The organism is Micromonospora sp. NPDC126480 (genome assembly GCF_040302465.1).
GTDB lineage: Bacteria > Actinomycetota > Actinomycetes > Mycobacteriales > Micromonosporaceae > Micromonospora.
Genome location: NZ_JBEORU010000043.1, coordinates 1 through 23,544, shown reverse-complemented (window position 1 = coordinate 23,544; position 23,544 = coordinate 1). Strand labels below are relative to the sequence as shown.

15 protein-coding genes are annotated in these 23,544 nt (G+C 73.4%); 4 read left to right on the top strand and 11 right to left on the bottom strand.

Going from position 1 to position 23,544, the window contains the following annotated elements; all coding sequences use genetic code 11:
* Positions 1–20 precede the first annotated feature (20 nt).
* Complete coding sequence (locus ABTW87_RS28200) at positions 21–1,571, top strand: GGDEF domain-containing protein (RefSeq protein WP_350654241.1); 1,551 nt, start codon at positions 21–23, stop codon at positions 1,569–1,571.
* Between the two features lie 81 nt (positions 1,572–1,652).
* Here the strand turns inward: ABTW87_RS28200 and prfA are convergent, their stop codons facing one another.
* Both prfA and rpmE read right to left on the bottom strand, forming a co-directional pair.
* The gene (gene prfA, locus ABTW87_RS28195; RefSeq protein ID WP_350654239.1) at positions 1,653–2,741 is read right to left on the bottom strand and encodes a peptide chain release factor 1; all 1,089 of its coding nucleotides are present in this window, start codon (positions 2,739–2,741) and stop codon (positions 1,653–1,655) included.
* Between the two features lie 107 nt (positions 2,742–2,848).
* The gene (gene rpmE, locus ABTW87_RS28190; RefSeq protein WP_109900196.1) at positions 2,849–3,073 is read right to left on the bottom strand and encodes a 50S ribosomal protein L31; all 225 of its coding nucleotides are present in this window, start codon (positions 3,071–3,073) and stop codon (positions 2,849–2,851) included.
* A gap of 236 nt (positions 3,074–3,309) precedes the next feature.
* Between rpmE and ABTW87_RS28185 the strand changes: the two genes are divergently transcribed.
* Positions 3,310–4,206: a phosphatase domain-containing protein gene (locus tag ABTW87_RS28185; RefSeq protein WP_350654237.1), complete on the top strand. Its 897-nt coding sequence runs from the start codon at positions 3,310–3,312 to the stop codon at positions 4,204–4,206.
* Positions 4,207–4,305: 99 nt separating this feature from the next.
* Here ABTW87_RS28185 and ABTW87_RS28180 read toward each other — a convergent pair whose 3' ends face one another.
* The 9 genes from ABTW87_RS28180 to argS all read right to left on the bottom strand — a co-directional run bounded on the left by ABTW87_RS28180 (position 4,306) and on the right by argS (position 21,780).
* Entirely contained in the window at positions 4,306–7,773 is a 3,468-nt protein-coding gene (locus ABTW87_RS28180) for a phosphodiester glycosidase family protein (protein ID WP_350654235.1), read from the bottom strand.
* Positions 7,774–8,011: 238 nt separating this feature from the next.
* The gene (gene rho / locus ABTW87_RS28175) at positions 8,012–10,105 is read right to left on the bottom strand and encodes a transcription termination factor Rho (RefSeq protein ID WP_350654233.1); all 2,094 of its coding nucleotides are present in this window, start codon (positions 10,103–10,105) and stop codon (positions 8,012–8,014) included.
* Between the two features lie 293 nt (positions 10,106–10,398).
* Positions 10,399–11,343 carry a homoserine kinase gene (thrB, locus tag ABTW87_RS28170; protein WP_350654231.1) on the bottom strand — a complete coding sequence of 315 codons (945 nt, stop codon included), beginning with the start codon at positions 11,341–11,343 and terminating at the stop codon, positions 10,399–10,401.
* 67 nt (positions 11,344–11,410) lie between these two features.
* Complete coding sequence (locus tag ABTW87_RS28165; RefSeq protein ID WP_350654229.1) at positions 11,411–12,652, bottom strand: MFS transporter; 1,242 nt, start codon at positions 12,650–12,652, stop codon at positions 11,411–11,413.
* Positions 12,653–12,774: 122 nt separating this feature from the next.
* Complete coding sequence (locus ABTW87_RS28160; protein WP_350654227.1) at positions 12,775–16,077, bottom strand: efflux RND transporter permease subunit; 3,303 nt, start codon at positions 16,075–16,077, stop codon at positions 12,775–12,777.
* Positions 16,078–16,201: 124 nt separating this feature from the next.
* Complete coding sequence (gene thrC / locus ABTW87_RS28155; protein WP_350654225.1) at positions 16,202–17,251, bottom strand: threonine synthase; 1,050 nt, start codon at positions 17,249–17,251, stop codon at positions 16,202–16,204.
* A 113-nt stretch (positions 17,252–17,364) separates the two neighbouring features.
* The gene (locus ABTW87_RS28150) at positions 17,365–18,678 is read right to left on the bottom strand and encodes a homoserine dehydrogenase (RefSeq protein WP_350654280.1); all 1,314 of its coding nucleotides are present in this window, start codon (positions 18,676–18,678) and stop codon (positions 17,365–17,367) included.
* A gap of 8 nt (positions 18,679–18,686) precedes the next feature.
* Positions 18,687–20,072 (bottom strand): diaminopimelate decarboxylase, encoded by a 1,386-nt coding sequence (gene lysA / locus ABTW87_RS28145; RefSeq protein WP_350654224.1) that lies wholly within the window; start codon positions 20,070–20,072, stop codon positions 18,687–18,689.
* Between the two features lie 43 nt (positions 20,073–20,115).
* Entirely contained in the window at positions 20,116–21,780 is a 1,665-nt protein-coding gene (gene argS, locus ABTW87_RS28140; RefSeq protein ID WP_350654222.1) for an arginine--tRNA ligase, read from the bottom strand.
* A 100-nt stretch (positions 21,781–21,880) separates the two neighbouring features.
* Between argS and ABTW87_RS28135 the strand changes: the two genes are divergently transcribed.
* Positions 21,881–22,684, top strand: a complete 804-nt coding sequence (locus ABTW87_RS28135) for a thioredoxin-like domain-containing protein (protein ID WP_350654220.1) — start codon at positions 21,881–21,883, stop codon at positions 22,682–22,684.
* A gap of 12 nt (positions 22,685–22,696) precedes the next feature.
* Entirely contained in the window at positions 22,697–23,362 is a 666-nt protein-coding gene (locus ABTW87_RS28130) for a DUF305 domain-containing protein (RefSeq protein ID WP_350654219.1), read from the top strand.
* The last annotated feature ends 182 nt before the right edge of the window (positions 23,363–23,544 follow it).

The window sequence follows — 23,544 nt, the reverse complement described above, 5'->3', positions numbered from 1 at the left end:
ACACCGACGGGAGGTCGCGGGTGGGTTGGCTCGACCGGGTCGGCGACCAGGTCGACGCCCTGACACGGGCACGGGCCCTGCAGGAGTCGAGCCGCTCCGCCGAGGCGTGGGCGATCCTCGAGCAGGTGCTCGCCACCACCACCGACCGGTACGCCCGCGCCGACGCGCTGGTGCAGCGCCTCTCCGCCGTGCTCAACCTGGGCCGCACGGCCGAGTACACGCGGGCCATCGAGGAGGCCACCAACGCCGTCCGCGACCTCGCCGAGCCGTACCTGCACGGGCACCTCAACGCGCTCGCCGCGCTAGCCGCCCACCATCAGGGCGCCCTGGACCGCTGCGTCACCCACCTGGTGCGGGCCGCCCGCGCGCTCGGAGCCGTCGAGGACCCCGACCGGGACACCGCCTGGGGCTGGCACGACCTGGCGATGGCCTACTCGTACCTCAGCTTCCACGGGTACGCCCTGGGCGCCATCGAGCGGGCCCGGCAGCTCGCGACGACCGCCGGTATCCCGGAGGAGACGTTCGCCGCCCCCGGCATCCGGCTGCGCAACGCCGTGGCGCTGGACCACAACGGCGACAGCGACGGCTGCCTGCGGGTGCTCCGCGACGTGGCCGGCGACCTGGAACGGTTCCTGCGCACCGGGCGGGCCGGGCGGCTGCGCCCGAGCAGCCTCGCGGCGTACGGCTACGCCGCCGCCCGGCGGGCGGCGCTGGGCGACCGGCTCGAGGTCGGCACGGACGCCGCCCCGGCCCGGTTGCTCGGCCACGGCGGGGACAGCTCCCGGGCCCGGGACATGCGGCAGCTCGGCGAGGTGTGCCTGGCCATCGCGGAGGGCCGCCCCATCGAGGCGGTCACCCGGCTGGACGCGGTGCAGGTCTCCAGCGAGACGCTGGGCGGGGCCGAGCCGGCCCGGCTGCGCAGCGTCGCCCTGAGCCGGGCCGGCGACCACGCCGCGGCGCACCGCGCCGACCGGCTGGCGTTCCGGCTCGCCGCGCAGCGCAACGACCGGCTGCGCGACGTCTACATCGACGGCATCGCCGCCCGCATCGACCACGAGGAGATGCGCCGCGAGGCGGCCCGCTACGAGGGCGAGGCGCTGACCGACCCGCTCACCGGCCTGCCCAACCGGCGCCGCCTGGAGCGCTACATCGGCACCGTGCTGGCCCGGGGCGAGCGGGTGGTGATCGGCGTCTGCGACCTGGACGGGTTCAAGGCGGTGAACACCCGCCACGGCCACCACTCCGGCGACCTGGTCCTGCAACGCGTCGCCGGGGTGGTCAACCGGGTGATGCGGCGGGGCGACTTCGTGGCCCGCTACGGCGGGGACGAGTTCGTGGTGGTCCTGCCCGGCGCGGGGATGACCGAGGCGGCCGAGGTGGCCCGACGGATCGAGTCCGCCGTCCGCACCGAGGACTGGGAGTCCCTCGTACCCGGCACCCCGGTCGGGGTCAGCATCGGCTTCGCCGAGGTGCCCGCCGGCGGCCCGGGCGTGCGGGACGCGCTGAGTGCCGCCTTCGAGGCCGCCGACCGGGAGATGCTGCGCGCGAAGAGCCACCCCCGCGCCTCCTGAGGTGCAAGGAAGGGCCCCCTGTTAACGCCTCCGGTAGAGGAAGGGCCCCTTGTTAACACTCGCCGTGCAACGCTTGGTCGGTCAGCGCCGGGCCAGCTCCGGGTCGCCCGCCAGGCGCGCGGCCCGGTCGGCCTCGGCGAGCGCGTCCAGCACACCGTCCAGGTCACCGGCGAGCGCCAGGTCGAGGTTGTACGCCGTGTAGCCGATCCGGTGGTCGGTGATCCGGTTCTGCGGGAAGTTGTACGTGCGGATCCGCTCCGAGCGGTCCACCGTCCGCACCTGCGCCTTGCGGGCGTCCGAGGCGGCCGCGTCGGCCTGCTCCTGCGCCGCCGCCAGGAGCCGGGCCCGCAGGATGCGCATCGCCTGCTCGCGGTTCTGCAACTGGGACTTCTCGTTCTGGCAGGAGACCACGATGCCGGTCGGCAGGTGGGTGATCCGGACCGCCGAGTCGGTGGTGTTCACCGACTGGCCGCCCGGTCCGGACGAGCGAAAGACGTCGATGCGCAGGTCGTTCGGGTCGATCGTCACGTCGACCTCCTCGGCCTCCGGCAGCACCAGCACGCCGGCCGCGCTGGTGTGGATGCGGCCCTGCGACTCGGTCACCGGGACGCGCTGCACCCGGTGCACGCCGCCCTCCCACTTGAGCCGGGACCACACGCCGTTGCCGCCCTCCGGCACGCCCTTGGTCTTGATCGCCAGCGAGACGTCCTTCACCCCGCCCAGGTCGGAGTCCTGCGCGTCGATGACCTCGACGAGCCAGCCGCGCCGCTCGGCGTACCGGGTGTACATGCGCAGCAGGTCACCGGCGAAGAGCGCGGACTCCTCGCCGCCCTCCCCCGCCTTGATCTCCACGATGACGTCCTTGGCGTCGTGCGGGTCGCGCGGGATGAGCAGCTCGGCGAGGCGCTCCTCCAGGGCCGGCAGGGTGCCCGCGATCGCCTCCGCCTCGGCGGCGAAGGCCGGGTCCTCGGCTGCCAGCTCCTTCGCCGCCGCCAGGTCCGCCCGGGCCTGCTCCAGCTCGGCGGCGGCCTTGTGCAGCGGCACCAGCTCCGCGTACCGGCGGCCGACCCGGCGGGCCGTGTTCTGGTCGGCGTGGATGGCCGGATCGGCCAGCCGCTTCTCCAGCTCGGCGTACTCGTCGAGGAGGGCGGCCAGACGCTCACTGCTCATGGACGGTGCTCCTTCGACGACGGCGCTGGATCGGGTCTTCCCCGGGGTCGCAATACGGACGGCGCCCGCGCCCGGTGGAGAACCGGACGCGGGCGCCGAACGGGACGTTACTTGCCCTTCTTGGCCTGAACCTTGGCGTACTTCTGCTGGAACTTCGCCACCCGGCCGGCGGTGTCCAGGACGCGCTGCTTGCCCGTGTAGAACGGGTGGCAGGCGCTGCACGTCTCGACGTGGATGGAACCGCCCTTGGCGGTGCTGCGGGTGGTGAAGGTGTTGCCGCAGGAGCAGGTGACGTCGGTGGTCACGTACTCCGGGTGGATGTTGGGCTTCATGTCGCCTCGGTCCTCTCGTGGATGGTCGCCGGGTCGCCCTCGTCACCGTGCGCGACGATGCGGGCGTGAACCGGAACCGGTGGCCGATTGACCAGTGTGCCATGGGCGTACGCCGACCCGGCAGTCGGGCCGCACAGAGGGTCCGGCATCGACAACGTACGCCCGTGCTTCCGCATTCCCGGCCCGCCGCCGGGCATTCACCCATGGCCGATCCGACGTACGACACGGAGTGACTGATGGCCCGCCTGATCGCCACCCGGGGACTGCCCGCCTCCGGCAAGACCACGTTCGCCCGGACCCTGCAACCGTCCGTGGTCCGGGTCAACCGGGACGACCTGCGCCGGATGCTGCACGGCGAGCGGCTCTTCACCCAGTGGGCGGAGGCGCAGGTGACCGCCGTGCAGCGGGCCCAGGTCGAGGCGTTGTTGAAGGCTCGGGCGGACGTCTGCGTCGACGACACCAACCTGCGTTCCCGGACGCTGCGGGACTGGGCCGACCTGGCCGCCCGGCACGGGGCCGAGTTCGAGGTGCACGACTTCACCGACGTACCGCTCGAGGAGTGCCTGCGCCGCGACGCCGCCCGCCCGGAGTCCGACCGGGTGGGCGAGGCGGCGATCCGGCGGCTGCACGAGCGGTACCTGGCGGGGCGCACGCTGCCGCTTCCCGTGCCGCAGGCCCGGACCGGCCGGGCGGCCACCGTCCACCCGCCGTCGGCCGAGCCGCCGGAGATCGTCCTGGTGGACATCGACGGCACGGTGGCGTTGAACGTCTCGCGCAGCCCGTACGACATGAGCCGGGTCGGTGCGGACGCACCGAACCCGGCGGTGATCGCGGCGGTCCGGGCGATGCACGCCGCCGGGTACGGGGTGATCTTCTGCTCCGGGCGGGACGCCTCCGCCCGGGCCGCCACGGAGGCGTGGCTGGCCCGGCACGTCAAGGTCCCCTATCTGGCGCTGCACCTGCGGGCGCTGGGCGACTCGCGCAAGGACTCGATCGTCAAGCGGGAGATCTACGAGCGCGAGGTCAAGGACCGGTACCGGGTGGTCGGCGTCTTCGACGACCGGATGCAGGTCGTACGGATGTGGCGGGACCTGGGTCTCACGGTGTTCCAGGTCGCCGAGGGCGACTTCTGAGGTACGCGGAGACCCGCACCGGTCCGGCGCGGGTCTCCGCGTGAGGTGTTAACAGGGGGCCCTTCACCTACCCCAGGCGTTAAGAGGGGGCCTTTCCTTTCACCTCAGGGTGATCGTTTCGCTGGTGCGGGCGGTGTTGACGTCGACGGTCAGGGTGACCGTCGCGCCGGGCCGCAGCGCCGTCAGCCGGCCGGTGGCCGGGTCGAACCAGGCCGCGTGCCAGGGCCGGACCCCGAGGATCGGGCCGACGTGCAGGTTGGTCGAGCCGGTCCAGTCGGCGCTGACCGGCGCCGCCACCGGCACCGTCCGCCCGCCGGGCTGGGTCAGCGTCGCGCTGACCGTCGCCGGTGCGCCGACCGTGACCGTGTCGGGGACGTCCAGTGTCAGGTCGTCGACGTGCGCGTGGAACTCGGCGGACACCCAGCCGGGCCCCTCGGCGAGCGGGTCGCGGCGCGCCCGGTCGGCCTCGGCCGCCGTGACCGGATCCACGCCGAACTCCGTCCAGCCGGTGAAGCCGCCCTGGTCGGCCGGGCTGGACGGGCCTTTGCCGGCGTTGCCGTTGATCACGTACGGCACCCCGTCGACCCGGTCGGCGTGGAACGTGCCGACGTGCCCGCCGACGAACAGCGCGCCCTTGCCGGTGCGGTGCTGGAAGTCGGCAAGCCACTGCTCCAGCAGCGCCGCCTCCTTCCGGTCGCCGAGCTGGCTGGCCTCGGCGGGGCTGGGGTCGCGGGGCGGGTGGTGGTGCAGGACGACCACCGAGCCGACCGCCGGGTCGCCGGCCGCCGAGTCGAGCGCCTCGCGGAGCATCCGGACCTGGTCGAACCCGCCGCCGCGCAGCGTCCCGGTGGACGAGTTCAAGGTGACGAAGCGGGTGCCCCGGTGGTCGAAGACCCGTTCCGTGTCACCGAAGACGGCCCGGAAGTTGTCGATCGGGGCGCCCATGATCTCGTGGTTGCCCGGCACGTAGTAGAAGGGCACCTCTCCGCCCAGTTCCTCGTCGAACAGCCGCTTGGCGAGCGCGAAGTCCGCCGGGTACGCGGTGTCCACGAAGTCCCCGTTCACCACCACGAAGTCCGGCCGGGCGGCCTTGACCTCGCGGAGCGTACGGCGGGCCTGGGCGACCAGGTCGCTGTCCGGGTTCGCCGCCACGAACTGCGCGTCGGAGAGCACCGCGAACCGCCATGGTTCAACGTCCACCGTGCCGTCGCGCAGGACCACCCGGTCGGTGCGCGGCCGTTCGGCCGGTACGTCGACGGCGGGCGGCACCTTGGCCACCAGATCGTCGATGACCACCTCGCTGCGGTACTGCGCGGCGGCGTTGGTCTCCGCGACGTAGAAGCGGCGGATCCGCACCGGGTACTGCACGCCGGCGGGCACGTTGAACTCGACGTACTTCCAGCCGGTCCAGGTCACGTACGGGCCGCGCAGCACGTGCTGGGTGTCCTGCGCGTCGTGCAGGTGCAGGCTGGGCCATTCGCCGGTGCCGTTGCCGTGGATCCACATGCCGAACGCCTGCGGCTGGCCGGGCACCTCGATCCAGGCGGGCGGGTCGGCGTACGCGGCCCGGGTGCCGGTTGACTGGCTGAAGTCGTACGACATCCGCAGGCCGGTGCCGGTGCGGCCCGGTGCCGCCGCGACGGAGCCGCTGGCCCGGGCCTGGCTGAACCGCCAGGCGGCCGCGTCGTCGAAGGTGGCCACCGGTACGTCGGTGAGCCCGACGGTCACCGGGAGGACCGTGCTGCTTCCGCCGACCCGGACGGTGACGAGTGCGGACCCGGTGTCGCGCAGGGCGGTCACCGACAGGTTGCCGTCGTCGGTCGGGGTGATCCGCAGCAGGTCCCGGTCGTAGTCGAGCGTGAGGTCGGCGGGCTCGATCGGTGCGGTGTTGCCCTCGGCGTCGTAGCCGACCACGCCGAAGACGCCGCTGCCCCCGGTGCCGTCGAGGCCGACCCGGTCCACCGTGGAGTCGATCCGGCGCAGCGGGCCGAGCACGGTGAGGTCGAGCGTGCCGTGCGCACCGCCCCGCGAGGCGGTGACGGTGACCTGGCCCGGCAGGCCGGCCCGGAACAGGCCCGCGCCGGACACGACACCGCGCACGGCCGGGTTGGCCCGCCACTTCGGGTCCCCGGCGGCCGGCCCGTACGTCTCGTCGTACCCGGCGGCGGTGAGCCGGCGGGTCAGGCCGGGGAAGACGCGGTCGGGCCGGCCGCCCCGCACCGGCGAGACGCCGGGCGCGCGGGTGGGGTCGCTCGCGGTCTCCAGCCAGTACCCGGTGAGCCGGCCGCTGCCCTCCGGCGCGTACAGGGCCAGACCGTTGGGGACGGCCCGTTCCGTGCCGTCGGACGGGCTGTTCTCCACCTGCACCGCGGCCGCTCCGGGTTCGCGGGCCAGCAGCGTCGACGAGCCGCCACCGTCGAGGTTGAGCGCGTTGTGCGCGCCGAGTTCGGCCATCATCCGGCCCATCTCGGTCTGGGTGACGCCCCGGCTGTCCACCTGCCGGCCGTCGACGGTGAGCATGATCATCCGCTGGCCGTCGGCGGTGAAGCCCACCGCCGTCCGCGGGGCCAGCGAGGCGTCGGCGATGCTCTGCACCACACCGTCGCGGACCAGCACGTTGCCGCCGCCGACCGCCGCCTCGAGGTTGCCGCCGTCGGCGGCCCGCGGCCGGTAGGCGACCGTCACCGGGTCGCCGGGGCGCAACCCGGCGAGGGCGTCGGCGCCGGCGTCGCGGCCGAGCAGGATCGTGGTGCCGGCGGGGATCGGCCCGCTGCCGGCCGCGGCTTCGACGCTGGCGACGCGGCCGTCGACCACCGCCACCTCGGTGACGCGGGTGGCGCCGGTCACCGGACGTTCCCGGGTGTACGACCCCCAGAGCGCGGTGAACACGCCGATGCCGCCGGGCTGGACCATGTTGTTGAACTGGGTCAGCGGCACCGGACCGGAGGGCAGGGTGGCGGTGCCGTCGAAGTGGACCTCGACGACCCGGCCGATCCCCTCGGTGGTGACGGCGACCGCGTTGTGGTGCCCGCTGACCGGGGACTGGACGAGTTCGCCGTCCCGGATGCCGACGCCCTGGGCGGCACCGGAGTTGTTGATGTCGAAGAAGTCGCCGTTGACGGCGGCGACGGCGCGGGTGCGGTCGGCGGCGACGCGCAGCGGTTCGGCCCGGCTGACCGCCCCCGAGTTGACGTAGTCGACGGTCACGCCGCCGGAGAGGTCGGCGGTGAGCGCGTCGGCACGCAGCCAGCCGTCGGCGTCGTACCGGTCGAAGGAGGTGAGCCGGAGGCCCGGCGCGACGGGACGGGTCGTCTTCGTGGTCTCCAAACCACCGGCCGGCTCGACGCCGGTCGCGGCACGCGCCGCGGACGTCGCCGCGGCCGGGTCGCCAGCCAGCGTGACGGAGGCGGCCGGGTACGAGGACGCGCGCGGGGCGTCCTCGGCGGCGGTGAGGGGAGCGGGTACGGCCGGCGCGGCGCCGGCGGTGACCGGAACGGCCCCGGCGGCGAGCAGCGGCGTCAACAGCAGGACGCCGGCGAGACGGGCGGGTCGACTGCGGGTACGCATGGACGACAGTCAACCGGTCACGAATAGAAGTTTCAATAGCTGACGTCTGAACCGAAGGAAAACTTCGTGACCGGCGGTCCATCGCCGCCGCATTCCCGCGCCAGATCTGTTGCGTCGGTTGACGCAGAGCAAAGGGCGTGGGGCGAGGGTTGTCGCCTGGTCCGCTTGGGCTACTGGGAGGAGGAACGACGAGGGGGCGCGGCCCGACGGCCGCGCCCCCTCGTCCCGATCTACCGGGTCACTCCCCCGGCGTCGACTTCGCGATCTGCATCAGGAACTCGATGTTGGTACGCGACTGCTTGAGCCGGTCCAGCAGGAGGTCCAGCGCGGCCTGCGAGTCCAGGGAGTGCAGCACCTTCCGGAGCTTGTGGACGATGGCCAACTCCTCCGGCGCGAGCAGGATCTCCTCCTTGCGCGTGCCGGACGGGTGGATGTCGATGGCCGGGAAGGTCCGCTTGTCGGCGATCTTCCGGTCCAGCTTCAGCTCCGCGTTGCCGGTGCCCTTGAACTCCTCGAAGATGACCGTGTCCGCCATCGACCCGGTCTCCACCAGCGCGGTGGCGAGGATGGTCAGCGAGCCGCCGTTCTCGATGTTGCGGGCCGCACCCAGGAACCGCTTCGGCGGGTACAGCGCGGTCGAGTCGATACCACCCGACATGATCCGGCCGCTGGCCGGCGCCGCGAGGTTGTAGGACCGGCCGAGCCGGGTCACCGAGTCGAGCAGCACGACCACGTCGTGGCCCAGCTCGACGAGGCGCTTGGCCCGCTCGATCGCCAGCTCCGCGACCGTGGTGTGGTCCTGCGGCGGCCGGTCGAACGTCGCCGCGATGACCTCACCCTTCACCGACCGCTGCATGTCGGTGACCTCTTCGGGACGCTCGTCCACCAGCACCACCATCAGGTGGCACTCCGGGTTGTTGTGGGTGATCGCGTTCGCGATCGCCTGCAGCACCATCGTCTTACCGGCCTTCGGCGGTGACACGATGAGCGCCCGCTGGCCCTTGCCGATCGGCATGACCAGGTCGATCACCCGGGTGGTGAGGATGTGCGGCTCGGTCTCCAGCCGCAGCCGCTCCTGCGGGTACAGCGGGGTCAGCTTGTAGAACTCCGGACGGCGCTTCGCCTCGTCCGGCTCCATCCCGTTGATGGTGTCCAGCCGGACCAGCGGGTTGTACTTGTCCCGCCGCTGCTCGCCGTCCCGGGCCGCACGGACCGCACCGGTGATCGCGTCACCGCGCCGCAGACCGTACTTCTTGATCTGGGACATCGAGACGTAGACGTCGTTCGGGCCGGCCAGGTAGCCGGTGGTCCGCACGAAGGCGTAGTTGTCGAGAACGTCGATGATGCCGGCCACCGGGACGAGCACGTCGTCCTCGCCGACCTGCGGCTCGCGGCCGCCGTCGCCGCTGTCGCCCCGCTCACCGCGGCCGCGGCGGCGGTCCCGGAAGCGGCTGCGCCGGCCGCGCCGGCCGCCGCCCTCGCCGTCCTCGTCGCCGTCGTTGTCGCGCTCGGCGCGCTGGCCACGGTCCCCGTTACGGTCACCGCGATCGTTGCGGTCGTTGCGGTCGTTGCGGTCGTTGCGGTCGCCGCGCTCGTTGCGGTCACCGCGCTCGGCCCGCTCGCCACGCTCGGCCCGCTCGCCACGCTCGTTGCGGTCACCGCGCTCGCCACGCTCGCCACGCTCGTTGCGGTCACCGCGCTCGCCGCGGTCACCGCGCTCGGCGCGGTCGCCACGCTCGGCGCGGTCGCCACGCTCAGCCCGCTCGGCGCGGTCGCCACGCTCAGCCCGCTCGGCGCGGTCGCCGCGCTCAGCCCGGTCGCCGCGCTCGCGTCCGCCCCGGCCCTCGGCGCGCTCGCCGGCCTCGGACTCCTCCGGCCGGGTCTCGGCCCGCGTCTCGCCGGCCTCGCCGCCACGGGCCTCACCGGCGCCCCGGCTCCGCCGGCCGCGGGTCCGCCCGGTCGTCTCACCAGCCGGCTGCTCAGCAGGCTGCTCGGCAGGACGCCGCTCGGCCTCCGGTCGCTCGCCCGAATCCCGGACCTCCGCGTGGACCTCCTCCCGGGCCTGGGCGGCCGCAGCAGCGACCTCGGCCCGCGGTCGAGGGGTCCCGGCGGCGGCGCCGCCGCCCTGGCGCTCGGTGATCGCGCTGATCAGCTCACCCTTGCGCATGCGAGCCGTGCCCGAGATGCCGAGCGACGCGGCCAGGCTCTGGAGCTCCGGCAGCAGCATCGCCGACAGGCCGGTGCCGCTGCGCCGGCGACGGGTCGGGGCAGCGGTCGTGGCATCGCTGGCGACGTTGGAAACATCCGACGTCACGTCGGTGGTGTCGCTCAATGGATTCCTTCCCTCGATAGGCCGGGACTGCCCGGAGTCGAACTGCAGGTGGCCGGGCGGCCTCGGTGCACCCGCCTCGCGTGACGCGCCGCGGGAGTCTGTAACACAGCAGCCGGTCGCTATCCCGACCCACCGGCGTGGTGAACGGGGCTCGCCGTCTGCGGCGACCTGTGGAGACTGCGGTGCGGCGTGGGCCTAGGCAGGGGTGACGGGCTTACCGCCGAAAGCTTCGGGGGTGCGCCGCCCCGCAGGAAGATCGCATGCTTCGCGGCTGTGCTAAGTCTAGAGCGTAATCAACTCTTCCGACCTGCGGCAACAGGGTCCCGCTCCGCGTGTCCCAGTCTACCCCGCCCGACCCGGGCACCGTGTGCCTCTACCGGCAACGACCAGACCTGCCAGTCTGTTCCCGGATCCAGCTCAGCAGGGGGCTCCGTGAGCGCCAGCACGGTCGGCCCCGCCCCGGAGACCACAGCGGCCACACCGGCCTCACGCAGCGCGGTGACCAGGGCCGTCGTGGCTGGCATCCCCTCGGCGCGGTAGTCCTGGTGCAGCCGGTCGACCGTGGCGGGGAGCAGCAGCGCCGGCGCCGCGGTGAGCGCGTGGACCAGCAGAGCCGCCCGACCCGCGCTCAGCGCCGCGTCCCCGTGCGGCACGGCGGCCGGCAGCGCGGCCCGCGCCGCCGCGGTGAGGCCCCGCTCGGCCGGCACGAAGACGGTCGGCCGGACGCCGTCGGCGACCGGCAGGGACACCGCCCGGGCGCCACCGGGCTCGGTCCAGGCGATCGTGAAGCCGCCCAGCAGGCAGGGCGCGACGTTGTCCGGATGGCCCTCGATGCGGGCGGCGAGCCGGAGCACGGCCGCGTCGTCCAGCCGCCGCTCCCCGTCCACGACGAGGGCCCGGGCCAGCAGCACGCCCGCGACGATCGCCGCCGACGACGAGCCGAGACCGCGCGCCTGCGGGATGCGGTTGACGCACTCCACCGCCAGACCCGGTGGCTGCGCGCCCAGCTCGTCGAAGGCCGCCCGCATCGCGCTCACCACCAGGTGCCGCTCGTCGCCGGGCAGGTCACCCGCCCCCTCGCCGGTGACGCTCACCGTCACGCCGCGCGCGGTGACCTCGGCGGCGACGTGGTCGTGCAGGCCCAGGGCGAGCCCCAGGGCGTCGAAACCCGGCCCCAGGTTGGCGCTGGTCGCGGGGACCCGCACCCGGGCCGGGTCAGGCGTGAAGTTCGTCGGCACGCGCTCATGCTAGGGCCGCCCACCGACGTTCCGGATCTCTGCCCGCACCCTGGGACCGGTCGGCGGGTCAGTGCGCGACCGGCTCGGGCTCGGTGACCGGGTCGGTCAGCGAGAGCCGGCGCGTGGCGATCCGCCAGCCGACCGCGTACACGAGGGTGACCAGGCCGCAGCCGGCCAGCACGACCCGCTCGTCGACCACGTCCACCACGGAGGCCACCACCAGCTGGCTCACCGAGATGGCGAGCGTCGCCAGCATCATGTCGGTGGCGAACACGCGCCCCCGCAACCGGTCCGGGACCTCGCCCTGAAGGGCGAAGTTCGACATCACCCAGTTGCTGCCGCCCGCGAAGTGGGCCACGAAGACCAGCGCGAGGACCAGCGGGAACCAGGCGACCAGCGAGGTGCCGAGGTAGGCCAACCCGTACAGCGACATGGACAGCGCCAGGCCCGGCAGCAGCCACGCCCGGTTGCCCAGCACCCGCCGCATCAGGATCGGGCCGACCAGCGCTCCCGCCCCCCGCACCGCGAAGAGCAGGCCGGCACCGACCGGGCCCGCACCGTAGACCCCGGCGAGCAGCGGGAACACCGTCAGCACGCCGTTGCCGAGCCCGACCGCCGACTTCACCGTCACCAGCGCCAGCACCCGGGGCCGGTGCCCGATGTAGCCGAGCGCCTCCCGGACGGCCGCCCAGGTCTGCTGCGCCGGCCGGTCCCGGTCGCGCGGGGCCTGCAACGGCCGGCGGATCAGCCCCGCCACGATCGCGGCCAGGACCAGGCCGCCGCCGGCCACCCAGAAGCAGACGTACGGGCCGGCGGCGCTGCTCAGCACGCCGCCGAGAGACGCACCGACGATCGTCATCGTGCCCCACGCCGAGCCGGCGACCGCGTTACCGGCGGCCAGTTCGTCCGGGTCGAGCACGTTCGGCAGGGCCGCCTGGGCGGCGGGTGAGTAGAAGGCCTTGGCCACCGCCACCACGCCGATGCCGACCATCGCCAGCCACGCCGTGCCGGCGCTGCGCACACCGAGCAGGAGCAGCACACCGGCCAGGGCGGCGACGTTGGCGCCGATCATGATCTTGCGGCGGTCGAACCGGTCGGCCACCGTGCCGGTGTACGGCAGCAGCAGCGCCACGATGCCCGTGTCGACGGCGAGGACCAGCGCACCCCACACGCCGCTACCGGTCAGCGACGGCAGGAGCACCAGCAGCGGCACCATGACGAACCAGTCGGCACCGAACACCACCAGCTCGGCCAGGAAGAGGTTGCGGAAGTTCCGGTTGCGGCGCAGGACCGAGAGGATGGACGGCACGAGCGAACCCTATCCAGGCCGGTGCCGCCCCTTCCGTCGCTCGGCGGACAGCACGCGAAGAAAGATCGTCAGACAGCGGACGCCCCCGACCGGTGGGTCGGGGGCGTCCGGGCGAACGACGGCTACTCCGTCGGCGGGAGCGGCGATCGGCGGCTCTTCGGCAGCCGCAGGACCTCGAACTGGTCGGTGTGGTCCAGCAGCGCCGCCGACGGTGCCGGCCGGGCGCCGGATCCACCGGCCGGCGCGGCGGCTCCGGTCGCCGGCCCGGTCGCTTCGGCGGGACCGCCGCCGGCCGCGACCGGTACGGGCTCCGGCTCGACGGCCGCCTCGGCCGGGGCGTCGTCGGCGGGGATTCCGGCCGGCGGCTCGCCGCGCCGGGCGGCACGGCGAGCCCGGACCGACTCCTTGGTGTGCTCGACCATGGCGTACAGGGTCGGCACCAGGACCAGGGTGAGCAGCGTCGAGCTGAGCAGGCCGCCGATCACCACGATCGCCAGCGGCTTCGAGATGAAGCCACCCTCGCCGGTGAGCCCGAGCGCCATCGGCAGCAGCGCGAAGATGGTCGCCACCGCCGTCATCAGGATCGGGCGCAGGCGGCGACGGCCACCCTCGACGACCGCCTCGCGTACCCCCATGCCCTGCGCCCGGTACTGGTTGACCAGGTCGAGCAGCACGATCGCGTTGGTCACCACGATGCCGACCAGCATGAGCACACCGATCAGCGCCGGCACGCCCAGCGGGGTGCCGGTGGCCAGCAGCAGCCCGATCGCCCCGGTGGCCGCGAACGGCACCGACACCAGCAGGATCAGCGCCTGGGTCAGGCTGCGGAACGTCGCCACCATGATCAGGAAGACGATCGCGATGGCGGCGAGCACCGCCAGCCCCAGGTCGGCGAAGGCCTCCTCCTGGTCGGCGCTGACGCCGCCGATGGCGAACGTGGCACCGGGTACGTCGATCGCGTCCAACTTCTGCTGCAGCTCCTGGCTGATCGCGCCCAGGTTGGAGCCGGTGGCCGTGCCGGTGACGGAGACGCTGCGCTCACCGTCGATCCGGGTGACCTGCTGCGGCCCGTCGGTCCGGTCGATGTCGGCGATGGCGCCCAGCGTCACCGCACCGATCGGCAGGGCCCGCAGCTGCTCCATCGTGAGCGGCGGCTCGGCCGCCGAGCGCAGCACCACGTCCCGCTGCCCGCCGTCGAGCGTCACCTGGCCCAGCGGGGCACCCCGGTACGCCTGCGCCACCAGCTGCCCCACCGCCGCCTCGGTGAGCCCCGCCGCGGCGGCCTTCGCCCGGTCGACCCTGACCTCGACCCGCTCGACCTGGGTGGCCAGGCTGGTCGTCACGTCCTCGACACCGGAGAGCCCACGCATCGCCGCCGCCACCTCGTTCGCGGCCCGGTCAAGCGTCGCCGGGTCGGCGGCCTGGACGACCACCTCGAGCTGGTTGGCCGACGCGCCGCCCTGGCCCGCCCCGAACCGGAACTCGCCGGCGCCGTCACCGAGCGCGTCGAACTTCTCCCGCAGGACGCCGCGCATCTCCTTGGCGTCGGTCTCCCCGCCGAGCGCGAGGTTCCAGGTGGCGACGTTGTTGCCGCCGCCCCCGGCCCACGGCGTGTCGCCGGTGCCGGCGGTCACCTGGTACGTCTCGACGCCCTCGGTGCCGGCCAGCACCGCCTCCACTCGCCGGGCGGCCGCGTCGGTGCCGGCCAGGCCGGTGCCCGCCGGCAGCTCCTGGGTGATGGTGAGCGTGTCCTGGCCGGAGTCGTCGAGGAAGTTCGTCTCCAGTTGGCGGGACAGGCCGAAGGTGCCGAAGAGGACCAGCACGCCGAGCCCGAGGGTGACCCATCGGGTCGCCCGCTTCCGGGTGGCGAAACCGATCACCGGCAGGTACGCGCGCTGCAGCGGGTTGCGCAGCTCCTTCTCCTCCGCGACCCGGCGTACCGCCGCCTCGTCCACCTGCCCGCCGGCCGGCTTCAGGAACCAGTACGCCAGCACCGGGATGACGGTCAGCGACACCAGCAGCGACGCGAGCAGCGCCACCGTGACGGTGATCGCGAACGGCGCGAACAGCTGGCCGACGAACCCGCCGACAAGCGCGATCGGCGCGAACACCGCGACCGTGGTCAGCGTGGAGGCGGTCACCGCGCCGGCCACCTCGCGGACCGCGGTGATGATGGCGTCCCGCTTGGCCTCGCCGTACTCGAGGTGACGTTTGATGTTCTCCAGGACGACGATCGAATCGTCCACCACCCGGCCGACCGCGATCGTCAGCGCGCCGAGGGTCAGCAGGTTGAGCGAGTAGTCGCCGATCCAGAGGGCGATAAGCGCGACCACCACCGACAGCGGGATGGAGACCGCGGTGACGACGGTGGAGCGTACGGAGAGCAGGAAGACCAGGATCACCACGACCGCCATCACGAGGCCGAGCAGGCCCTCGGTGGTGAGGCTCTCGATCGACTTCTCGACGAACGGCGCCTGGTCGAAGACGACGGTCAGCTCGGTGCCGGAGGCGGCGCGCAGGTCGGCGAGCCGGTCGCGGATCTCGTGGGAGATCTCCACGGCGTTGCCGTCGGGGGCGGCGGTCACGGCGATGCCGAGGCTGTCCTTGCCGTTGGTCCGGGTGATCGCGGTGGCGGGAACGGGCCGCTCCTCGACCGCCGCCACGTTGCCCAGCAGCACCGGGGCGGCCGGCGCCACCGTGAGCACGATGCCGCGCAGGTCGTCGAGGGTGGCCAGCGGGGCGCCGACCTGCACCGGGAGGCTCTCCTCGCCGTCGACGACCGCGCCCGCCGGTACCGTGACGCCGTTGGCGCGCAGCGCGTCGCCGATCGCGGTCGGCCGGATCCCGGCCGCACCGAGCTTCGCCGGGTCCGGGGTGATGACGACGACCTCGTCCTCGACCCCTGTCAGGTCGACCGTGCGGACCCCGTCGATCGCCTCCAGTTCGGGCACGACGGTGTCGCGGAGCTTGTCACCGAGCGCCCGCTGGTCGTCCCCGCCGGACGCGGCGAGCACCACCGCCGGCAGGTCGTCCGTGCTGCCGGCGATGACCTGCGGCTCGACCTCCTCGGGGAGCCGGGCCCGGTTGAGCGCGGTCTGCATCTTGTTGACGACGTCGTCCACGTCGGTGCCGAACGCGTACTGCACCTGGACGGTCGCCGAGCCCTCACGCGAGGTCGAGCTGACCTTCTCCAGCCCGGGGATGCCCTGGAGGCTGTTCTCGATCGGCTCGGTGACCTGCGCCTCGACGACCTCCGGGCCGGCGCCGGGGTACGCGGCCACGATGAACGCGGCCGGGAACTCCAGCGACGGGAGGAGTTGCTGCTTCAGCGACGGTACGGCGAACGCTCCGAACGCCGTGGCGACGAGCGCGACGAGGGCGACGAGCCCCCGGTTGGCGAGACTGAATCTGGCGAGCAGCGACATCGGCTGAACTCACTCCTGGGGTGGACTGCGGTGCGGGGTGGAAGAAGTGTCCCGCACCCGGTCCCGGTCGCTGCGACGGGGTTCCGGAGCCGGTCTCACCCACGGGACCGGCGACGGCGGGGTGTCAGACCAGGTCGAGGGAGCGGGCGGCGGCGAGGGGGTCGTTCGCGATCGTCACCGGGGCGGGTGCCGTCGAGATCGCCCATTCCGGGTCCTTCAGGCCGTGCCCGGTGACCGTGCAGACGACCGTCGAGCCCGCCGGCACGGTGCCGGCGGCGGCCTGCTGGAGCAGACCCGCGACGCTGGCCGCGCTGCCCAGCTCGACGAAGATCCCGACCTCACGGGCGAGCAGCCGGTACGCGGACAGGATCTCCCGGTCGGTGACCGCGGCGATCAGCCCGCCGGAGGCGTCCCGGGCGTCGAGCGCCTTCGTCCAGCTCGCCGGGTTGCCGATCCGGATGGCGGTGGCGATCGTCGACGGCTCGCGGACCACCTGGCCGGTGACGATCGGCGCCGCTCCGGAGGCCTGGAAGCCGTACAGCTTCGGGGCCTTCGTGACGTTGCCGGCCGCCTGCTCCTCGGAGTAGCCCAGCCAGTAGGCGGAAATGTTGCCGGCGTTGCCGACCGGCATGCAGTGGATGTCCGGCGCGTCGCCGAGCGCCTCGACGATCTCGAACGCGGCCGTCTTCTGGCCGTGCAGGCGGTCCACGTTCACCGAGTTGACAAGGGCGACCGGGTAGTCCTGGGCGAGCTTCGCGGCCAGCGACAGGCAGTCGTCGAAGTTGCCGCTGACCTGGAGCAGCTTCGCCCCGTGCACCAGCGCCTGGGCCAGCTTGCCCAGCGCGATCTTGCCCTGCGGCACCAGCACCGCGCAGGTCAGGCCCGCCCGCGCCGCGTACGCGGCGGCGGAGGCGCTGGTGTTGCCGGTCGACGCGCAGATGATCGCCTTGTTTCCGGCCTCGACCGCCTTGGAGACCGCGACCGTCATCCCCCGGTCCTTGAAGGAGCCGGTCGGGTTGGCACCCTCGACCTTGAGCCAGACGTCGCAGCCGATCCGGGCCGACAGCACCGGCGCGGGCAGCAGCGGCGTGTTGCCCTCGTGCAGGGTGACGACGGGAGTGGCCTCGGTGACCGGCAGCCGGTCCCGGTACGCGTCGATGAGACCCCGCCACATGTCGCACTCCTCGCCTCGGAACGCCCCGGCCGCGCCGGGGCCACGTCAAGCCTGCACCAGCCCGGCCGGACCGCCACCCTCGGACCCGCCGGCACCCATCAGGCGGGACACGGTCAGGTGCCGCCCTCGACCCGCAGCACGCTGGCCACCGAGCGGACGATGTCCAGCCCGCGCAGTTCCTGGACGGTCGCGGCGAGCGCGGCGTCCGGCGCGACGTGGGTGACGATGACCAGGTCGGCGTCCTCGCCCCGGCCGGCCGTCGCGCCGCCGGCGGGCCCCTGCCGGACGGTCGCGATCGACACGTCGTGCCGGGCGAACACGCCGGCCACCGCGGCCAGCACACCGGGACGGTCGGCCACGTCCAGGCTGATGTGGTAGCGGGTCAGCGCCTCCCCCATCGGCCGCACCGGCAGGTCGGCGTACGCGGACTCGCTGGCCGCGCGGACCCCGGCGAGCCGGTTGCGGGAAACCGCGACCACGTCGCCGAGCACGGCGCTGGCGGTCGGCGCGCCCCCCGCGCCCCGACCGTAGAACATGAGCTGGCCGGCTGCCTCCGCCTCGACGAAGACCGCGTTGAACGCGTCGCCGACGCTCGCGAGCGGGTGGGTACGCGGGATCATCGCGGGGTGCACCCGCACGCTGACCGTCTCCCGGCCGTCCGCGTCGGCGCCCCGGGCGGCGATGCAGAGCAGCTTGATCGTGCAGCCCATCGCCTTGGCGCTGGCCACGTCGGCCGCGGTGACCTCGGTGATGCCCTCCCGGTGCACGTCGGCCGCGCCGACCCGGCTGTGGAACGCCAGCGAGGCGAGGATCGCCGCCTTGGCCGCCGCGTCGAAGCCCTCCACGTCGGCGGTCGGGTCCGCCTCGGCGTACCCCAGCTCGGTCGCCTCCTCGAGCGCCTCGGCGAAGCCGGCGCCGGTGGCGTCCATCGCGGAGAGGATGAAGTTGGTGGTGCCGTTGACGATGCCGGTCACCCGGGTGATCCGGTCACCGTGCAGCGACTCGCGCAGTGGCCGCAGCAGCGGGATCGCGCCGGCCACGGCCGCCTCGTAGTAGAGGTCGCCGCCGCCCTCGGCCGCGGCGTCGTGCAGCGCGCCGCCGTCCTCGGCGAGGAGCGCCTTGTTCGCCGTGACCACGCTCTTGCCGGCGCGCAACGCCTCCACCAGCCAGCCGCGGGCCGGCTCGATGCCGCCGACGACCTCGACCACCACGTCGACGTCGTCGCGTTTGATCAGGCCGAGCGCGTCGGTGGTGAACAGCGCCGGGTCGACCGGCAGGTCGCCCCGGTCCCGGCCGATCCGGCGGACGGCGATGCCCGCGATCTCCAGCGGAGCGCCGATCCGGGCGGCGAGGTCGGCGGACTGCTCGTGCAGCAGCCGGACCACCTCGCTGCCGACCGTGCCGCAGCCGAGCAGCGCCAAGCGCACAGGTGACGTCATCCCACATCCAAAGCGAGCAGGTCCTCTTCGGTCTCCCGCCGGACGATCAGGCGGGCCTGGCCGTCCCGCACCGCGACCACCGGGGGGCGCGGCACGTGGTTGTAGTTGCTGGCCATGCTCCGGCAGTACGCACCCGTGCCGGGCACCGCGACAAGATCTCCGGGCTGCACGTCGGCGGGCAGGAATTCATCCTTCACCACGATGTCCCCGGACTCACAATGCTTTCCCACCACGCGGGCGAGCATCGGCTCGGCGACGCTCGCCCGGGAGGCCACCGTCGCCGAGTACGACGCGTCGTACAGCGCCGTCCGGATGTTGTCGCTCATCCCGCCGTCGACGCTCACGTACGTGCGGATGCCATCGACGTCCTTGACCGTGCCCACCTCGTACAGGGTGAACACGGCCGGCCCGACGATCGCCCGGCCCGGCTCGATGGACAGGTGCGGCACGGCCAGCCGCTCCGCGGCGCACTCCCCGTCGACGATCTTCCGCAGCCGCTTCGCCAGGTCGGCCGGCGTGGCCGGGTCGTCCTGCGTCGTGTACGCGATGCCGAAGCCGCCGCCCAGGTCCAGCTCGGGCAGCTCCACGCCCCGCGCGTCGCGGATCTGCGCCTGCAGGGCCAGCACCCGGCGGGCCGACACCTCGAAGCCGCTCGCGTCGAAGATCTGCGACCCGATGTGCGAGTGCAGGCCGCGCAGCTCCAGCACGTCCTCGTCGAGGATGCGCAGCGCCGCCGCGATCGCCGCGCCACCGGCCAGCGAGAACCCGAACTTCTGGTCCTCGTGTGCGGTGGCGATGAACTCGTGGGTGTGCGCCTCCACGCCGACGGTGACCCGGACCAGCACCCGCGGGCGCACGCCCCGCTCCCGGGCCAGAGCGGTGAGCCGGTCGATCTCCTGGAACGAGTCGACGATGATCCGGCCCACCCCGGCGTCCAGCGCCCGGCTCAGCTCCGCGACCGACTTGTTGTTGCCGTGGAAGCCGATCCGCTCCGGGGGCATCCCGGCCGCCAGCGCCGTGGCCAGCTCGCCGCCGCTGCACACGTCCAGGTGCAGGCCCTCCTCGGCGATCATGCGGACCACCGCCCGGCAGAGGAACGCCTTGCCGGCGTAGTAGACGTCCTCGGTGGGGAACGCGGCGCGGAAGTCCCGGCAGCGCGACCGCAGGTCGTCCTCGTCGAGCACGTACACCGGGGTGCCGAACTCCGCCGCCAGGTCGCGGACCGAGCGGCCCGCGACGGTGAGCGCGCCGTCGGCCGCGCGGGCCACGTTGCGTGGCCACAGCTCCGGCACCAGGGCGTTGACGTCGACCGGCGTACGCAGCCAGGCCGGCCCGCGGCTGCCGATGTCCCCGTGCAGGGCACCGGCCTCGTGCGCCCGCATCAGTGACCTCCGTGTCCCGGCCGGAGCGCCGGCCGCGCCGCGCTCACATCCGCTCCGGGGCGGAGACGCCGAGCAGGCGCAGGCCGTTGGCGACGACCACCCGGGTGGCGTCGTTCAGCCAGAGCCGGGCCCGGTTCAGGTCGGTGATCTCCTCGTCGCCGCGCGGCAGGACCCGGCAGTTGTCGAAGAACCGGTGGTACGCCCCGGCCAGCTCCTCCAGGTAGCGCGCCACGCGGTGCGGCTCGCGCAGCTCGGCGGCGGTGGCCACCACGGCGGGGAACTCGGCGAGCGCCTTGAGCAGCTCGTTCTCCTTGTCGTGGTCGAGCAGCTCGGGGCGGAAGCCCTCGGCGTCGCCCCGGGTCAGGCCGACCTCGGCGGCGTTACGGCCGACGCTTGCCGTCCGGGCCGCCACGTACTGCACGTAGTAGACCGGGTTGTCGCGGGTCGCCCGCGTCCACAGCTCCACGTCGATGTCGATGGGCGAGTCGGTGGAGTAGCGGGCCAGCGCGTACCGGGCGGCGTCCACACCGATCGCCTCGACCAGGTCCTCCAGCGTGAGCACCGTGCCGGCGCGCTTGCTCATCCGCACCGGGGCGCCGTCCCGGACCAGGTTGACCAGCTGGCCGATGAGGATCTCCAGGTTGCGGTCCGGGTCGTCGCCGAAGCAGGCGGCCATCGCCCGCATCCGGCCGACGTAGCCGTGGTGGTCGGCGCCGAGCATGATGACGACCCGCCCGAAGCCGCGTTCCCGCTTGTCCAGGTAGTAGGCGCAGTCGGCGGCGAAGTACGTCCACTCGCCGTTGGACTTGCGCAGCACCCGGTCCTTGTCGTCGCCGAAGTCGGTGGTGCGCAGCCAGGTGGCGCCCTCGGCCTCGAACGTGTGGCCCTGCTGCCGCAGCCGGTCCAGCGCGTGGTCCAGTTCACCCCGGTCGTGCAGGTCCTTCTCGTTGAAGTACGTGTCGAACTCCACGCCGAAGTCGCGCAGCGACGACTTGATCTCGGCGAACATCAACTCGACGCCCTCGACCCGGAACACCTCCTGGGCGGCGGCGTCGTCGAGCGTCAGCACGTCCGGCCGGCGGGCCCGGACCTGCTCGGCGATCTCCGAGATGTACGCGCCCGCGTACCCGTCCTCGGGAGCGGGCTCCCCCTTCGCGGCGGCCAGCAGCGAGCGGGCGAACCGGTCGATCTGCGCGCCGGCGTCGTTGAAGTAGTACTCCGTGCCGACCTCGGCGCCGGTGGCGCGCAGCAGGCGGCTCAGCGCGTCGCCGACGGCCGCCCAGCGGACCCCGCCGATGTGCACCGGACCGGTCGGGTTGGCGGAGACGAACTCGAGGTTGATCGACTGCCCGGCCAGCCGGTCGCTGCGGCCGTACTCCCCGCCGGCCTCGACGATCGCGCGGGCGAGCTGGCCGGCGGCGGCGGCGTCGAGGCGGATGTTGAGGAAGCCGGGACCGGCGATCTCCACCGACTTGACCCCCGGAGCGCGGCCGAGCTGCTCGGCCAGCGCGGCGGCCAGCTCCCGCGGCGGGACGCCCACCTTCTTGCTGAGCTGGAGCGCCAGCGTCGAGGCGTAGTCGCCGTGCTCGGGATTACGGGGCCGCTCCACCGACGTTTGCACCGGTAGCGCGGACCGGTCCAGGCCCCGCTCGGTGAAGACGGCGTGGGCTGCGGCGAGGACGACCTCGGCGAGTTCTGCGGGAGTCACCGATCCATGTTATCGGGGGTAGACTCGGTCCCCGCGGCGGCGACCCAGCATGTGAACCCGGCCCGCCAGATCCCCTGACCGACCGACCTGACGAGGCACGATGAGCATCAGCACCCCGGGCGGCCCGGAGCGCCGCCCGACCGTGGTCAGCACCGGCAAGAAGCCCGCCGCCGGTCGGCCGGGCGCCGGCAAGGCGGGGTCCGGCAAGCCCGGGTCCGGCAAGCCGGCGAGCGCGCCGCGCGGCGGCGGCAAGGGCCCGCGCAAGCCGATCGCCCCAGTGAAGGTGAGCCAGGGCCGCAGTTGGGGCCCGATCGCGCTGTTCACCGCCGTCGGCCTGCTCGCCGTGGCGATCATCGGGTACGGCGCCTGGGCGACCTTCCAGGGCTCCAAGCCGTGGGACGAGCGGGCGAACGCGATCGACGGGATCGTCAACTTCCGCGAGAAGGACCCGGAGCTGGTCAAGGGCGGCAACCACCAGCAGGGCTCGATCCAGTACTCGGTGCTGCCCCCGGTCGCCGGCCCGCACAACGACGCCTGGCAGAACTGCATGGGCGACGTCTACGACGCCCCGATCGCCAGCGAGCACGCGGTGCACAGCCTGGAGCACGGTGCGGTCTGGGTCACGTACCGGCCCGACCTGCCCGCCGACCAGGTCGAGAAGCTGGCCGAGCGGGTCCGCGGCAACGAGAAGCTGTTCCTGAGCCCGTTCGAGGGCCTGGACAAGCCGATCTCGCTGCAGGCCTGGGGCTACCAGCTCAAGGTCGACAACGCCGACGACGGCCGGATCGACGAGTTCATCAAGACGCTCAAGGTGAACGCCTCCGTCGAGGGCCCGACCGCCCTCTGCAACCAGGGCGTCACCGCCACCGGCACCACTCCGCGACAGTTGCAGCAGCAGCAGTAAGGAGCAGCCGCCATGACCGCCACGACGATCGAGGGCACGACGGACGGGACCCCGGTGGCCGGCGACGGCGACCGCGGGACCGCCCGCCGGTTCGGCACCCTCGCGATGGCGCTCGCCGTCGTGGTCGGGCTCCTGCTCGGGTACGCGGGGGGCCTGCTCACCCCCCAGCTCACCCGGCCGGGAGACGCGTCGGTCGAGGCGGGCTTCGCCCGGGACATGACCACCCACCACGCCCAGGCCGTGGAGATGGGGCTGATCGCCTTCCAGCGCGGCACGGACCAGGAGGTCCGCACCATCGGCGGCGACATCGCCCTCGCTCAGCAGGGTGACATCGGCGCGATGCAGACGTGGCTGCGTTCCTGGGAGCTCGACCCGACCGGCTCGCAGCCCCGGATGGCGTGGATGCCCGGCGGCACGGAGATGGTCCGCGACGGGCTGATGCCCGGCATGGCCACCCCGGAGCAGATGGCGCAGCTGCGCGACGCCCAGGGCAAGGACCTGGACGTGCTCTTCCTGGACCTGATGATCAAGCACCACATCGGCGGCATCCACATGGTCGACGCCCTGCTCGACGCCAGCGACGAGCCGGACGTGGTCCAGGCCGCCCAGACCATGAAGAACACCCAGCAGACCGAGCTGACCAACCTCCAGAACGCGCTCAAGCGCATCCAAGGCTGAGCCACCTACAACGAGAGGCCCGCCCCTGCCGGATCGGCAGGGGCGGGCCTCTCCACTGTGCTGCCACCTCCCGTAAGGGTGGGTGGGGACGCCGCTGGCCGGCACCCGGGTTCGGGTGCCGGCCAGCGGCTTTCATTTCCCCCTGTGAGGAAGGTCTGTGGTCAGCTGTTCCAGTGCTCGGC